This window comes from Pseudideonella sakaiensis, from assembly GCF_048320135.1.
In the GTDB taxonomy this organism is placed as follows: domain Bacteria; phylum Pseudomonadota; class Gammaproteobacteria; order Burkholderiales; family Burkholderiaceae_C; genus Ideonella_A; species Ideonella_A sakaiensis_A.
In genome coordinates this window covers 801,691-816,633 of record NZ_CP182947.1, presented here as the reverse complement: position 1 = coordinate 816,633, position 14,943 = coordinate 801,691, and the positions used below count along the sequence as shown (strand labels likewise).

Here is a 14,943-nt window from a genome sequence, read left to right as displayed (position 1 = left end):
TCGGATCTTCGGCGGGGCCTGGTGCTTACCAGGTTGTCACGACGGGGTCGAGGCCGGCCTTTTTCAGCGCATCGGCGCGGGCGGTCATCCAGGCCTGCTCGAACTTGTCGTCAGGATGGTTGGCGGCGCTGACGGCCTTCCATGCATCGGCCAGCACCTTCTGGCGCGCGATCAACTTGTCGTTGTGCGCCTGGTGCTCGGGCTTCCACAGGCCGCGCTCCTTGAAGTAGCGGATCGCGCCTTCGTGGTACGGGATCACCCAGGAAAAATTCTGCCGATCGAGCGCCCAGCCGGCATTGCCCGGAGCCGCGTCCTTGTAGTCGGCGAAGGAATCGACCATCGCCTTCGTCATCGCATAGACGGTATTCGCGTCCTGCTTTTCGTAGGTCATCAGGATCGGGTACGGATACGAAGCCGATTCGACCTTGTTGTTTTGATCGAGCTCGGCGCCTTCGGCGCCCATGAACGGGAAGAAGAACGGCGCGGTGGCGTTCATCCGCGCCCAACCGGCCTTGTCCTTGTGCGAGATCACCGGGTAGACGAGGCCACGCGGGGATTTCGCGAGTTGGTAGGCCTTGCCGGAGATCGATGACGAGAACGCCGCATCGGCCTGGCCGTTGATCACGCCGTCCATTGCCGCGCCGAAGCCGCCGAACTCGACCTTCTTGACGTCGTCCCAGGTCAGGTTGGCGAATGCCAGGATCGCGGTGATGTTCTGGTTCAGCGACGGCGCGCCGATCACCCAGGCGACCCGCTTGCCTTTCAGGTCGGCGGCGGTCTTGATGCCCGAATCCTTCGCGGCGACGACGGTCAGCACCTGGTCGGAGTTGTTCAGCAGCAGGCCGCGGATCGGCTGCGGGCCCCAGCCCTTGACGCCGAATTCGAACACGCCTTCCTGCGCCAGATAACTGCCACCGACGCCGTTGGCGGAAAACTGCACCTGGCCTTCGCGTGCCGGCAGCGTGCGCGAGACATCGTTCTTGCCTGGCAGCACGCGCAGGTTGACGCCGTATTTCTGCTTCAGCGCATTGCCGATCGCAACCGCCTGGTTGTAGCCGCCGGAGCCGACGTCATAGGCGCTCCACGCCAGCGTCGACGGCAGGCCGGCCGGCGGGCTGGTCTGTGCGCTGGCCAGGCCGCCTGCCGAGGCGACGAGCAGGCCGACCGCGAGGTTTGCGATCTTCAAATGCAGTTTCATCTCTATATCCTTGTTGTCGAGTCAAGCAACTTCAACCGGGCGCGCCGGCAACCAAAGACGGCCCGGCAGAACGTCCTGCGGGGCCGGCAGCGGACAAGTCTCCATGGTCACACCATTATTCGGTCTTGTCAGCTAGGGCATCCCTCAGGGAACCAAGCGGCCTCGGACCGATCGGCGCAGCGAATTTGCCACATGCACAATGGCGGCGGCGTGGCTCTGGCCGCGGTAACCACCGTGGCACGGTAACCCGGTCCCAATCAGGCATCACAAAAACCCCGAGGACTTCATGGCAAACATTCTGGACATGCCGGTGGCTGTCGTCACCGGCGGCGCGCGCGGCATCGGGCTGGCCATCGGCCGCTGGTTTCTGGCCCATGGCCACCGCATCGTGCTGCTCGACATTGATGCGCAGACGCTGGCGAAAACCGGTTCCGAACTCGTCGATCCGCAGCGCGTGCTGCCGATCGTCTGCGATGTCCGCGATCCGGCTCAGGTCGACGCGGCGATCGAGCAGGTTGCCGATGTATTCGGCCGCATCGACGCGCTGGTCAACAATGCCGGCGTCGCGGTCTTCAAGCCGATTGCGGAGGTCAGCTACGACGAATTCCGCAACGTGATGGCGACCAACCTCGACGGCGCCTTCCTGTGCACGCAGGCCTGCGCGAAGCTGATGCGCCGCAACGAGAACGGCGGCAGCGTTGTCAACGTCGCATCGATCTCCGGCCTGCGCGCGAGCACGCTGCGCATTGCCTACGGTACCAGCAAGGCGGCGCTGATCGCATTGACGAAGCAGCAGGCGGTCGAACTCGGCAACGAAGGGATCCGCGTCAATGCGATCGCACCGGGGCCGGTCGAGACCGAGATGGCCAAACTCGTGCACAGCGTCGCGATCCGCTCCGACTACTACGACGCGATCCCGCTGAACCGCTACGGCACGACCGAGGAGATGGCCGAGGCGGTCGGTTTCCTGTGCAGCCCGGCCGCATCGTTCGTCAACGGCCAGGTGCTGGCGGTCGACGGCGGCTTCGACGCTGCCGGGGTCGGCCTGCCGACGCTGCGCCGGCAGGCTCAGCCGGATCAGCAATAAGCGAAGTGATCAAGCGGCCGCCGCGGAACCGGCTTTGCCGGGCCGCTGGCGGCGCCCCCTCGAGGGGGAGCGCCGCAGGCGCTCCGGGGGTGGGACATCAGGCGGACTGGATATTGATCCGGCGCGGCTGCGCGTGAGCGGCTTTCGGTATCGTCAGCCGCAGCACGCCGTGGCTGAACTCGGCCGATACTTTCTCCGGATCGAGTTCACGGCTCAGCGTGAAGGCACGGCGGTAGGCCTTGCGCTGCACTTCGGCATGGCTGGCCTCCATCTCGGCCGGCAATTGCAGCGACAGCTCAGCGTCGATCATCAGCGTTTCGCCTTCGACGCGGATGTCGAGCTTGTCCTTGGCCACGCCGGGCAGGTCGGCATACAGCGTGATGCCGGTCGAATCCTCGATCACGTCGACCTGCGGCAACAGCGCCGCTTCCTCGCGGTTCGACTTGCCCTTGGTCGTCGCCATCTGCTTGTCGTCCTGGCGATTGGTGACTTCGTTGCTCATCGTCTCTCTCCTTTGTCTCATTGCACCTGGATGCGCCGCGGCTGGGCCGATTCGCGCCGCTTGACGCTGACGGTCAGCACGCCATCCTTGTAGTTCGCACTGACGCCGTCGGGATCGACGTCGTCGGGCAGGCTGATGACGCGCCGGAAACGCCCGTTGAAGCGCTCCTGGATGTGCAGCGTCGATTTGCCGTTCTTCTCGCCGTTGACCGCGGCGCGTTCGCCTTCGATCGTCAGGATGCCGCGATCGAGGTTGACTTCGACCTTCGACGGGTCGACGCCGGGGGCAAAGGCATAGATCTCGACCGAGGTCGGCGTATGGCCGACGTTCAGCGCCGGGAAGCTGCGGCCGAAGCCGCGGATGCTCGGCGAGACGGTGTCGAAGGACTGCTGCATCTCGCGCTGCAGGCGATCCATCTCGGCGAACAGGTCACTTGGAAACATACGGTACATGGCTTGTCCTCCTTCAGTTCGAAAGGGCTCCGACCATGCGGGCCGTCACCCTGTGAATCGAATCTAGGGTCGCCCAGAACCGTTTCAAGAGGGGCCTTCCGGCCGCGCGCAAGCGGGCGGCATTGCGCCCCGAAGAGACTCTGGCGGCGCAGTGCTGCGGCCGCCGGCGCGCTCACTTCCTCCTGTTCGAAAAATGCCTCGGCGGCGCGTTCGTGGCCGAGCGCGATCAGTTCCTTCGCGCGCCAGAACTCGTGGAAGGCGCAGGCATCGCGCGGCACCTCGACGGTGACGTCGGGTGCATAGGCGGCGAGCTTCAGCCGGGCGATCGTGTCCTCCATCATCTCCATCGATGCAAACGCGATGTCGAACATGCCGTGCGACGCCGGGCTCGGCTGCCGGGTCAGCTGCAGGCTGTCGAAAAAGGCGCGCACCCGCTGGCGGTAGTAGTTGGCACTGCCGTTGGCCTCGGGCGTGGCCGGTTCGGTGGCGGGCGGCGCAACGATCTGCTCCGGCGGCGCGGCCGCGCGTGCGCTGCGCGGGCCGCTCAGCGTCACCGCGACGGTGAGGTCGGTGCGGTCGTTCAGCGTCGGCGCAATCGGCAGCGGATTCACCAGGGCGCCATCGAGCAGCGTCAGCCCGTCGCGGGTGACCGGCGTGAAAACCAGCGGCGTCGCGATCGACGCCCGGATTGCATCGAACAGCCTGCCTTCGCGCAGCCAGATCTCCTTGCCCGAATGCAGGTCGGTGGCGACCGCGGTATACGACATCGACAACTCGTCGATCTGGCGGTCGCCGATCAGCTCGCGCAGCACCGCGATGATCCGCTCGCCCTTGAACAGCCCGCCGCCGGTGATGCTCGGATCGAGCAGCCGCAGCACATGCATGCGCTCGAGCGCAGTGACCCACTCGGCATAGACCTCGAGCTTGCCGGCGGCATAGATGCCGCCGACCAGCGCGCCCATCGACGAGCCGGCGATCGAGCGGATCTGGTAGCCGTTTTCCTCCAGCCAGCGGATCACGCCGATGTGGGCCAGGCCGCGCGCGCCGCCGCTGCCCAGCACCAGCGAGACGGTGCGCTGTTTCTGCTTGTCGGCCGCACTCATTTCGCCACCTCTGCATTGCCGCCCTGGACCGCCGCATCGTCGATGCCGCGCCGCAGCCGCATCGAGCGGCCGATTCGCTCGAGCTGGGCCGCATCGAGCAGCCGGCCGGCCATCGGCAGCAGTTCGTTCTCCTCGCGTTCGATGTGGCTGCGGTAACCATCGGCAAAGGCGGCGATTTCCGCATCGTCGAGCAGGCCCGCAGCACCTTCGGCGATGCGCAGCAGCTGCGGACGCAGCCGCTGCCAGCGGCCTTCGAGCACCCGGTGTTCGGCGAGCAGTGCACCGATCATCTCGCGGATGCAGACCGCATCCGAGCCCGCCATCGCCTCGAGCAAAGCGGGGAACAGGTCGTTTTCCTCGTCCTCGTGGTGGTGTGCCGCCGCGCTGTCGAAATAACGCAGCACCGCCGCAGCGGCGTCGCGCGCCTGCTGGTCGCTGCCGTGTTCGCGCAGATGGGGGGCCAGCCGCAGCAGCGTGTCGTATTGGCGCTCGATCCGCAGATGGCAGGCGGCAAGCATTTCCAGCGGCACCTCGAAACCGGCGGGTGCGGCCGCATGGCCGGGAAAATCAGTCGTCATGGCGTCGAATACGTGTGGTTGGACGCATCACCTGAATGTAGCGTCCACTGCAACCGGCGCTCCCGGCAACGGGAGCATCACGTCAGCATTTTCCCCCGCCTAGGGACGCCCCGGGCGCAGGCACAATCGCTGCTTGCGGTTTGGGCGCCCCTGCGACGCTTTCCGGCCGCGCAGGTGGATCTTTCGACGAGGTTGCTGTTGATGCTTGTTTCCTGTCCCGTTTGCTGCCGCCGTGTCCTGCCGTGCCGGATCGCGGCGGCGGCGTTGTTGCCGATTGCCGCCGATCGTGCCGCCGGCTCCGGGATGCCGCGTTGAAGCCGGCTGACGAGGTCAACCTCGCGCGGCGCCGGCTGGCGGCGTTGCTCGCCGGCACGCCGCTCGCCGGCGCGCTCGATGTCGCATTCGCGGCCAATGACGGCGTCGATTTCACCGGCCGCTGGGTGCATGCATTTGCCGCCTACGGCCCGCCGAAATACGGCCCGGAATTCACCCACTTCGACTATGTGAATCCGGCGGCGCCGAAAGGCGGCACGCTGCGGCTGCGCAACCCGGACCGGCGCAGCAGCTTCGACAAATACAACCCGTGGACGACGCGTGGCAATGCGCCGGCCGGCGTGCTGATCTGGATGGTCGACGGCCTGTGCCACCTGTCTCAGGACGAGCCGATGACGGTCTACGGCCTGATTGCCGAGGCGATGCTGGTCGCCGACGATTTTTCGTCGGTCAGCTTCCGCATCAACCCGCGGGCCCGATTCAACAACGGCGATCCGGTGCTGGCCGACGATGTGCGCCACAGCTGGGAGATGCTGGCCGGCAAGCACGCCGCGCCGTCGTACCAGACGCTGGTCGCCGGCATTGCCCGGGTGATCGTCGTCGACCGGCAGACGGTGCGCTTCGAATTTCGCAACAAGGCGCGCGACCAGGTCTTCGTCGCCGCGACGATGCCGGTCTTCAGCCGCAAGTGGGGCGACGGCAAATCCTTCGACCAGGTCGTCACCGAATACCCGATCACCGCCGGCCCCTACCTGATCGACAAGGTCGACATGCCGCGGCGGATCGAATTCAGGCTGGATCCGGACTACTGGGCGAAGGACCTGCCGGCGCGCCGCGGACATTTCAATTTTGACCGCGTCGTCTACCGGATGTACCAGGACCAGCCGGTCGCGCGCGAAGCCTTCAAGGCCGGCGAGTTCGACCTGTTCAAGGAATACGGCGCACGATCCTGGGTGCGGCTGCACAAGGGCCCGAAATGGGACGACGGGCGCATCGTCAAGGCCTCGCTGCTGACCGGTTTCGGCCAGCAGATGCAGAGCTACCAGCTGAACCTGCGGCGCGATAAGTTCAAGGACATCCGGGTCCGCGAGGCGCTCGGCTATACCTACGATTTCGAGACGATCAACAAGGCGAAGTCGTTCACCCGCGTCAACAACCTGTTCAACAACTCGGAATTCGGCGCGGTCGGGCTGCCAAGCCCGGGCGAACTGAAACTGCTCGAGCCGTTCCGCTCCGAACTGCCGCCGCGGGTGTTCGGCCCGGCATTCGAGGCGCCACGAACCGACGGCGATCCGAACGGGCTGCGCCGCAACCTGCTGCATGCGCGATCGCTGCTGATCGAGGCCGGCTGGAAACCCGACGCCGACGGCAAGCTGCGCAATGCCGCCGGCCAGCAGCTCGAGATCGAATACATGACGCCGCGCGACGGCGGGCTCGACGACTGGATCCGCAACCTCGCGAAGATCGGCGTGCTGCTGAAGGACCGCGTCGTCGATTTCGCGCTGTACCGGCGCCGGCTGAATCAGTACGACTTCGACATGGTGACGATCGTCGAGGGCCCGTTCACGTTGCCGAGTGCGCAGGAACTTGCGGCCTGGTACGGCAGCAAGTCGGCCGATGAGGAAGGCAACAGCAACTACCGCGGTGTGAAGAGCCGTGCCGCCGATGCGGTGATCGACGCGATCGCGCGTGCCGAGACGATGGACCAGTTGCGCGATGCCGCGCGGGCGCTCGACCGCATCGTGATGTGGAGCTTCTGGCAGGTGCCCGACCTGTATTCGGCGAAGGAAAACTTTTCGCACTGGAACAAGTTCGGCAAGCCGGACGTGATGCCGCCGTATTTCCGCGCCGATACGCTGATCACCGGTTTTGTCGAATGGGCGCCATGGCCGCTGTGGGCATGGTGGATGAAATGACCCGCCCCCGGAGCGCCTTCGGTGCACCCGCTCAGCCGTCCCGGACTGGAACCTCAGCAGCTGCTGCTCGCGGCTCAATCCTTCGAATGACCATCATCAAGCCATGCTGAGCTACATCCTGAAGCGCATTGCGCTGATGATCCCGACGCTGCTCGGCGCGCTGACGATCACCTTCATCGTGATGCAGTTCGTGCCGGGCGGGCCGATCGAGCAGATCATGGCCGAGGCCAGTGCCGGCGTCGGCGGCGAGACCAGCGGCTACAAGGCCGGGCGCGACCTCGACAAGCAGCAGCGCGAGCAGCTGATGAAGATGTACGGCTTCGACAAGCCGGCCCACGTGCGCTATTTCGAGATGCTGGTCAACTTCGCGCAGTTCGACCTTGGCAAGAGTTTTCTGCAGAACAAGGAGGTCTGGCAGCTGATCAAGGAGAAGCTGCCGGTCTCGATCTCGCTCGGGCTGTGGACCTTTCTGATCAGCTACCTGATCTCGATCCCGCTCGGCGTCGCGAAGGCGGTTCGCGAGGGCAGCCGCTTCGATGTCGTGACGACGTTTTTCGTGCTGCTCGGTTATGCGATTCCGGGCTTCGTGCTCGGCGTGCTGCTGATCGTGCTGTTTGCCGGCGGCACCTTCCTCGACTGGTTTCCGCTGCGCGGGCTGACCAGCGACAACTGGGACGAGCTGTCGTGGCCGGCGAAGATCGCCGACTATTTCTGGCACCTGACGCTGCCGCTGATCTGCCTGGTGATCGGCAGCTTCGCGGTGGTGACGATGCTGACGAAAAACACCTTCGTCGAGGAGATCCGCAAGCAGTATGTGCTGGTCGCCCGTGCAAAGGGCCTGAGCCAGCAGCGCGTGCTCTACAAGCACATCTTCCGCAATGCGCTGATCCCGCTGGTGACCGGTTTTCCGGCCGCATTCATCGGCGCATTCTTTGCCGGCTCGGTGCTGATCGAGACGCTGTTCTCGCTCGATGGCCTCGGCCTGCTGGCATTCGAAAGCGTGATCCGCCGCGACTACCCGGTCGTGCTCGGCTCGTTGTACCTGTTCACGCTGATCGCGCTGGTCGTCAAGCTGGTGTCCGATCTGTTGTACATGGTCGTCGACCCGCGCGTGCAGTTCGGCAGCGTCGCCAAATGACGACCCAACAAGGCCATCTCCGATGAGTGCAGTTCTCGATCCGCCGGTCGCCGTTGCGGCGCCGCCGGCGACGATTCCGATGTCGCCGAACCAGCGCGCCTGGGCGCGCTTCAAGCGCAACCGCATCGGCTTCGTCTCGCTGTGGGTCTTCATCGTGATGCTGGTTGTCGCGACCGGCGCAGAACTGATCAGCAACGACCGGCCGATCGTCGCACACATCAATGGCCAGTGGTATGCGCCGATGTTCAGCAACCCGGCCGAGACGGAACTCGGCGGCGACTACACGACGCCGACCGACTGGAAGGACCCGTTCATCACCGAGCTGATCGCAAAGCCGGACAACTGGGCCTTCATCACGCTGAATCCGCATTCGGCGAATTCGGTCGACTATTTCGACCCGTCGCTGCCGCCGTCACCACCGAGCGCGTCGAACTGGCTTGGCACCGATCCGAAAGGGCGCGACATGCTGGCCCGGTTGCTCTACGGCTTTCGCGTCAGCATCTGGTTTGCGCTCGCGCTGACGGTGACCGGCACGATGATCGGCATCGCGGCCGGTGCGCTGCAGGGTTATTTCGGCGGCAAGGTCGACCTGTTGCTGCAGCGCTTCATCGAGATCTGGGGCTCGGTGCCGGAACTGCTGCTGCTGATCATCTTTGCGTCGATCTTCGAGCCGTCGCTGTTGCTGCTGCTGGTGCTGCTGAGCCTGTGGGGCTGGATGGGACTGTCCGACTACGTGCGCGCCGAATTCCTGCGCAACCGCGGCCTCGAATATGTCAAGGCAGGGCGGGCACTCGGCCTGTCCAACCTGCAGATCATCTGGCGCCACGTGCTGCCGAACTCGATGACGCCGGTGATCACCTTCCTGCCGTTCCGGATGAGCGCAGCGATCCTCGCGCTGACCTCGCTCGATTTTCTCGGCCTCGGCGTGCCGAGCACGGTCCCGTCGCTCGGTGAGCTGCTGAAGCTCGGCAAGGACAACCTCGATGCCTGGTGGATCATCTTCCCGACCTTCGTGCTGCTGGTCGTCACGATGCTGCTGCTGACCTTCATTGGCGATGCATTGCGTGATGCCTTTGACACCCGCAAGTCATGATGGACCGCCGATCTCGTTCCGCGTGCGGTCAGGACGGCGGGGTGCACCGCTGCGCTGATGTCCTCCGCTGCCGACCGTCGGCCTCGCTCGGACGAAGGAATATCGACTGATGAAACCCCTGCTTGAAATCGACCACCTGAGCGTGCGCTTCGGCGCCAGCACCGTCGTCAACGAAGTGTCGTTCTCGATTGCTGCCGGCGAGAAGTTCGCGCTGGTCGGCGAATCGGGTTCGGGCAAGTCGATCACCGCACTGTCGGTGCTGCGGCTGGTCGACGCGGCGCAGTCGAGCGGGGCGATCCGCTTCGACGGCGAAGACCTGATGAAGAAAAGCGAACGCGAGATGCGTGGCATCCGCGGCGCCAGCATCTCGATGATTTTCCAGGAGCCGATGACGGCGCTGAACCCGTTGTATACGGTCGGCAACCAGATCGGCGAGGTGCTCGAGGTGCACGAGGCCTTGCGGCCGAACCAGGCGCGGGCGCGGGCAATCGAATTGTTGGCGCGGACCGGCATCCCGGAGCCGGAGAAGCGCATCGATGTCTATCCGCACCAGTTGTCGGGGGGCCAGCGGCAGCGCGCGATGATCGCGATGGCGCTGGCCTGCAAGCCGCGGCTGCTGATCTGCGACGAGCCGACCACCGCGCTCGATGTGACGATCCAGGCGCAGATCCTCGCGCTGCTCGACGAACTGCAGGCCGAGATGGGCATGGCGCTGCTGTTCATCACCCACGACCTGAACCTGGTCCGCCGCTTCACGCACCGGGTCGGCGTGATGGAACGCGGCCGGCTGGTCGAGACCGGGCCGACCGCCGAGGTATTTGCATCGCCGAAGCACTCGTATACCCAGCGCCTGCTGGCGAGCCGGCCGCAGCGGGTAGTAGAGGAGGTGCCGGCCGATGCGCAGCTGCTGGTGCGCGGCGAACGGGTTGGCGTCAGCTTCAGCTTCAGCGAGGGCTGGTTCGGCAAGCGCCAGTTCCAGGCGGTGAAGGGCGCGACGCTGAGCCTGCGCCGCGGCGAGACGCTCGGCATCGTTGGTGAATCGGGCTCCGGCAAAACGACGCTCGGGATGGCGCTGCTCGCGCTGCAGCCGATCTCGCAAGGCGAGATCTCGATCGACGGCGTGCGCATCGACAATGCCGACCGAAAGCACCTGCGCGGCATGAGGCGGCGCATGCAGGTGGTGTTCCAGGATCCGTTTGCATCGCTGAGCCCGCGGATGACGATCGGCCAGATCGTCGGCGAAGGTCTTGCATTGCACCGCAGCGAGCTGAGCGACGCCGAGCGCGACAAGCTGGTGCTCGAGATGCTCGACGAGGTCGGCCTGTCGGAGCGGCAGGGTGTGGCCGGCGTGCTGCAGCGTTATCCGCACGAGTTCAGCGGCGGCCAGCGGCAGCGCATCGCGATCGCCCGTGCGGTGGTGCTGCGGCCCGAAGTTCTGGTGCTCGACGAGCCGACCTCGGCGCTCGACGTCTCGGTGCAGCAGCAGGTGCTGAAACTGCTCGGCGATCTGCAGCGCCACTATGGCATGAGCTACATCTTCATCAGCCACGATCTGGCGGTGGTGCGCGCGATGTCGCACCGCGTGATGGTGATGAAGGCCGGCGACGTGATCGAGGAAGGCGAGGCCGAGGCGCTGTTTGCCAATCCGCGCGAGGCCTATACAAGGGAATTGCTGGCGGCGGCGCACCTGGACGCGGCAGCCGCCTGACGCGTCCTCGGTCGGCGCGCCGGCACTGCGCCATCCCGCAGTTCAAGGCAGAAAAACGAGCGACGGCAGCGCGCTGAAGACCACCGCCACGGCGGCGATCGCCACCGCGCCCTGGCCGAAGCGGTGCGTCCAGCGCGCCAGTTCGCCATCGGGCACGCTGCGCGCGAGCTGCCGCCAATGAACGGCCAGCGCCAGCAGTGCCAGCGCGGTAAATCCCCAGGCCAGCAGGTTGGCCTGCCACTGGTGCGGCCAGATCTCGACGGCGGACCAGGACGCCATGAAATGCACGAACCAGATCACGAACGGTGTCAGCACCGGTTTCCAGCCGGACAGCCCGAGCAGTGTCATGTGACACCCCATGGCACCCAGCGCGGCAGCAGCAGCCCGGCGCAGCCTTCGAGCGCGGCAAAGATGAACAACACGCGCAGCGCCTCCATCGTCTTGTTGGCCGGCCCGGGTGCCAGCCCGCGCATCCAGCGCGCGACGTAGTAGAACGCCGACAACACGACTGCGGTGACGATCGACGAATGCCAGGCCAGCATCGCATAGACCGATGCGCCTTGCCCGCTGGCCGACCCGCGCAGGCCGGCATGCCACCAGTCGAGCACGTCGACGACCAGCGCCGCGACCAGGCACAGCATGCTCGCAGTCAGCATCAGCGCGCTCAAACCGCTGCCGTAGCGCAAACGCGCCATCACCGGTCGCGCGGCATAGGCCAGGCCGATCGACGCGGCGAGCAGCGCCAGGCCTGGCACCACCGCGCCCTGCGGCGCCTCAACCTGCCACCAGTCCGGATGGGCGCCCAGCAGGTACAGGTAGGCGAACATCCCCATCGAGAAAATCATTCCGAGCACGATGTCGAGCAGCACCGCACCCCACCACGCATGCGACTGCGGCCCGGCAAGGTAGGTCGGCAGCATGATGCCGGCGCCGACATCGGCTTGTTTCGGCTCCGCGTGGCGATCGTTGTCCCACATCCAGCGCATCAGGAAGAATACGGTCAGCACGCCGCAGACCGCGCTCAGCGCCAGCGCCTTGACGGTCAGCAGCAGAAAGAAGCCGGCCGTGAACAGCGCCGCCAGCAGCGGCCACCACGACGGGCCCGGCATGATCTGCACATACTGCGGCTCGGCGCGCAGCGTGCTGGTGATCAGCGTTTCGCGCCCGCCAGTGACGGTGCCGGGCAGGAAATAGCGGCCGGCGACGATGTCGTCCTTCAGCCGCGGGTCGGCCCACAGCGGCTGCAGGTCGTCGACCACCGGTATCGACCGGGTCGAATAGTTGCCGGTCGGCACCCATTCCAGCGTGCCGGCGCCGAAGGCATTGCCGGCGTCGGCCTTCGACCGGCCGAGGTAGCAGCGCAGCGCGTCGATCACGAACAGCAGCACGCCGGCCGCCATGATCATCGCGCCGACCGTCGAGACCATGTTCGGCAGGTCCCACGAGCGGCCCGGTAAATAGGTGTCGACGCGCCGCGGCATGCCCATCAATCCGGTCAGGTGCATCGGCAGGAAACACACATGCACGCCGACGAAGCTGAGCCAGAAGACCCAGCGGCCGAGCCGTTCGGACAGGCGGCGGCCGTTGACCATCGGCGTCCAATAATAAAAACCGGCGAACAGCGGGAACACCATGCCGCCGATCAGCACATAGTGGAAATGCGCAACGACGAAATAGGTGTCGTGCGCCTGGCCATCGAAGGCGACCATGCCGACCATCACGCCGGTCAGCCCGCCCATCACGAAGATCAGGATGCCGCCGATCAGGAACAGCGACGGCACGTTGCGCTGCACCCGGCCCGACGAGATGGTCGCGATCCAAGCGAAGACCTGTGCGCCGGCCGGAATCGCCACCGCCATCGACGCGGCCGAGAAATAACCCGCCGCGAGACCTGGCAGGCCGACCGTGAACATGTGGTGCGCCCAGACGCCGAAACTGATGAAGGCCGTCGCGATCATCGACAGCACGACCAGTTCATGGCCGACCAGCCGCTTGCGCGCGATCGTGACAACCATCGTCGAGACCATCGCCGACGCCGGAATGAAGATGATGTAGACGTCCGGGTGGCCGAAGAACCAAAACAGGTGCTGGTACAGCAGCGGATCGCCGCCACGCGTCGCATCGAACAACGGCCAGTTGAAGGCCCGCTCCAGCTCGAGCAGAAAGGTCGCAAAGATCATCGCCGGGAACGCGATGATGATCATCACGCCGAAGATCAGCACGGCCCAGGCATAAATCGGCATCTTTGCCAGCGACATCCCCGGCGGGCGGGTGCGCAGCGTGCCGACGATCATCTCGATCGCGCCGGCGATTGCGCTGATCTCGATGAAGCCGATGCCGAGCAGCCAGAAGTCGGCGTTGATGCCCTTCGAGTAGGTGCCCGAACTGAGCGGCGGGTACATGAACCAGCCGTCCGACGGTGCCAGGCTGAAGAAGATCGAACTGAAGAAGACGACGCCGCCGACCAGATAAGCCCAGTAGGCATAGGCCGACAGCCGCGGGAACGGCAGATCGCGCGCCGCCAGCATCTGCGGCAGCAGCATCACCGCCATCGCCTCGATCGCCGGCACCGCGAACAGGAACATCATCACCGAGCCGTGCATCGTGAACAGCTGGTTGTAGGTCTCCTGCGGCACGATGCCCGCCAGCGGCGCCGCCAGCTGCACCCGCATCACCAGCGCCAGCACGCCGGCCGCGGCGAAAAACGCGAACGCCGTGACGATGAACAGCAGGCCGATGAAATTGTTGTTGACCGCGCTGAGCTTTCGCAGCCCGGTCGGCATTTCCCAGGCCTTCTCGAGCGCCGCCAGCTCGCCCGGCGGTCGGTCGCCGGTGGTCGGAAAGCGCTGGTACAGCCGCGTGTCGAAGCCGGTTTCCGATGGCTCGGCGGCCGCACCGGGTGCGCTGCCGGCGGTTCCTGACGGGGCGGCCGGATTCACCGCAACGACTCCATGTAGGCCGCCAGCGCATTGAGCTGCTCGCCCGACAGCGAGCGGTAGGCCGGCATGCGGTTGTTCGGCTTGATCGACTGGCTGTCGCCGATCCAGCCGATCAAGGTGCCGCGGTTGTTCGGCAGGATCCCCGCGCCGAGCGAGTGGCGCGAGCCGACATGCGTCAGGTCGGGCCCGGCCAGGCCCTGCGCCGAGGTGCCGGCGATGCGGTGGCAGGCCGCGCAACCCACTGCGTCGAACAGCTGCCGGCCGCGCAGCACCTCGGCCTGATCGGCTGCCGGCGCGGCGCTGGCGCTTGCGGTCGGGGCGGGCGTCCGGCGCGAATCGAGCCAGCGCTGCCAGTCGGCCTCGTCGTGCGCAACAACGATGAAGCCCATCAGCGAATGCGCGCCGCCACAGAACTCCGCGCACTGGCCGCCGTAGCTGCCGGCCTTGTCGGCCTGCAGCTTCAGCCGGTTGACGCGGCCCGGGATCATGTCCATCTTGCCGCCGAGCTTGGGTACCCAGAAACTGTGGATCACATCCTCGGAGACCATCTCGATGACCACCGGCCGCCCGACCGGGATGTGCAGCTCGTTGGCATCGGCGAGGATCTCGTTGCCGGCCGCATCGAGGTAGGAGACCCGCCACCAGTAGATGTTGCCGGAAACCCGCATCCGCAACTCGTCGCCCTGGATCGTCGTCAGCCCGGCGACCATCGTCGTGCCCCAGGCCAGCAGCAGGAACAGCACGCCGGCCGGCAGCACCAGCCCGAACCACTTGACGACCCGCTCTCCGCCGAGCTTGGCGCGCAGTTCGTCGCTGCCGTACAGCGCGACCCACATCGCCACGCAGACGAGGAGGAAGATACCGACCACCATCGCGATCAGCACCCAGGCCAGCGTCGAAACGGTGTTCGAGAACGGGCCGTGCGGATCGAGCACCGGCGGTGGCCAGCCGCTCAA

Annotated in this window: 13 protein-coding genes; 5 read left to right on the top strand and 8 right to left on the bottom strand. The window is 65.9% G+C overall.

Annotation, left to right across the window (positions count from 1 at the left end; all coding sequences use genetic code 11):
* Window positions 1-25 precede the first annotated feature (25 nt).
* A complete protein-coding gene (locus ACNH6H_RS03615; RefSeq protein WP_418315705.1) occupies window positions 26-1,198 on the bottom strand; it encodes a TAXI family TRAP transporter solute-binding subunit in 1,173 nt (390 codons plus the stop codon).
* A 286-nt stretch (window positions 1,199-1,484) separates the two neighbouring features.
* On the opposite strand from ACNH6H_RS03615, the gene ACNH6H_RS03610 reads away from it, so the two are divergent.
* Window positions 1,485-2,285 carry an SDR family NAD(P)-dependent oxidoreductase gene (locus ACNH6H_RS03610; RefSeq protein ID WP_418315703.1) on the top strand — a complete coding sequence of 267 codons (801 nt, stop codon included), beginning with the start codon at window positions 1,485-1,487 and terminating at the stop codon, window positions 2,283-2,285.
* A 97-nt stretch (window positions 2,286-2,382) separates the two neighbouring features.
* On the opposite strand, the gene ACNH6H_RS03605 is transcribed toward ACNH6H_RS03610, so the two are convergent.
* From ACNH6H_RS03605 to ACNH6H_RS03590, 4 genes are read right to left on the bottom strand one after another with little or no spacing between them, the layout of a single operon-like run.
* The gene (locus tag ACNH6H_RS03605; RefSeq protein ID WP_418315701.1) at window positions 2,383-2,787 is read right to left on the bottom strand and encodes an Hsp20/alpha crystallin family protein; all 405 of its coding nucleotides are present in this window, start codon (window positions 2,785-2,787) and stop codon (window positions 2,383-2,385) included.
* Between the two features lie 17 nt (window positions 2,788-2,804).
* Window positions 2,805-3,182: an Hsp20/alpha crystallin family protein gene (locus ACNH6H_RS03600; protein ID WP_418315699.1), complete on the bottom strand. Its 378-nt coding sequence runs from the start codon at window positions 3,180-3,182 to the stop codon at window positions 2,805-2,807.
* On the bottom strand, window positions 3,116-4,342 hold the full coding sequence (locus tag ACNH6H_RS03595) for a patatin-like phospholipase family protein (RefSeq protein WP_418315697.1): 1,227 nt from the start codon (window positions 4,340-4,342) through the stop codon (window positions 3,116-3,118). The genes ACNH6H_RS03600 and ACNH6H_RS03595 overlap by 67 nt, the downstream gene beginning before the upstream one ends.
* Window positions 4,339-4,920: a hemerythrin domain-containing protein gene (locus tag ACNH6H_RS03590; protein WP_418315695.1), complete on the bottom strand. Its 582-nt coding sequence runs from the start codon at window positions 4,918-4,920 to the stop codon at window positions 4,339-4,341. The genes ACNH6H_RS03595 and ACNH6H_RS03590 overlap by 4 nt, the downstream gene beginning before the upstream one ends.
* A 311-nt stretch (window positions 4,921-5,231) precedes the next feature.
* Between ACNH6H_RS03590 and ACNH6H_RS03585 the strand changes: the two genes are divergently transcribed.
* The 4 genes from ACNH6H_RS03585 (at window position 5,232) to ACNH6H_RS03570 (ending at window position 11,048) form a co-directional block, all read left to right on the top strand.
* Window positions 5,232-7,109: an extracellular solute-binding protein gene (locus tag ACNH6H_RS03585; RefSeq protein WP_418315693.1), complete on the top strand. Its 1,878-nt coding sequence runs from the start codon at window positions 5,232-5,234 to the stop codon at window positions 7,107-7,109.
* Between the two features lie 103 nt (window positions 7,110-7,212).
* Window positions 7,213-8,247, top strand: a complete 1,035-nt coding sequence (locus ACNH6H_RS03580) for a microcin C ABC transporter permease YejB (protein WP_418315690.1) — start codon at window positions 7,213-7,215, stop codon at window positions 8,245-8,247.
* 22 nt (window positions 8,248-8,269) lie between these two features.
* Complete coding sequence (locus tag ACNH6H_RS03575) at window positions 8,270-9,340, top strand: ABC transporter permease (protein ID WP_418315688.1); 1,071 nt, start codon at window positions 8,270-8,272, stop codon at window positions 9,338-9,340.
* A 109-nt stretch (window positions 9,341-9,449) separates the two neighbouring features.
* Window positions 9,450-11,048 (top strand): ABC transporter ATP-binding protein, encoded by a 1,599-nt coding sequence (locus ACNH6H_RS03570; RefSeq protein WP_418315687.1) that lies wholly within the window; start codon window positions 9,450-9,452, stop codon window positions 11,046-11,048.
* Between the two features lie 42 nt (window positions 11,049-11,090).
* On the opposite strand, the gene ACNH6H_RS03565 is transcribed toward ACNH6H_RS03570, so the two are convergent.
* From ACNH6H_RS03565 to coxB, 3 genes are read right to left on the bottom strand one after another with little or no spacing between them, the layout of a single operon-like run.
* Entirely contained in the window at window positions 11,091-11,396 is a 306-nt protein-coding gene (locus ACNH6H_RS03565) for a hypothetical protein (RefSeq protein WP_418315686.1), read from the bottom strand.
* On the bottom strand, window positions 11,393-13,987 hold the full coding sequence (locus ACNH6H_RS03560) for a cbb3-type cytochrome c oxidase subunit I (RefSeq protein WP_418315685.1): 2,595 nt from the start codon (window positions 13,985-13,987) through the stop codon (window positions 11,393-11,395). The genes ACNH6H_RS03565 and ACNH6H_RS03560 overlap by 4 nt, the downstream gene beginning before the upstream one ends.
* The gene (gene coxB / locus ACNH6H_RS03555) at window positions 13,984-14,943 is read right to left on the bottom strand and encodes a cytochrome c oxidase subunit II (protein WP_418315683.1); all 960 of its coding nucleotides are present in this window, start codon (window positions 14,941-14,943) and stop codon (window positions 13,984-13,986) included. The genes ACNH6H_RS03560 and coxB overlap by 4 nt, the downstream gene beginning before the upstream one ends.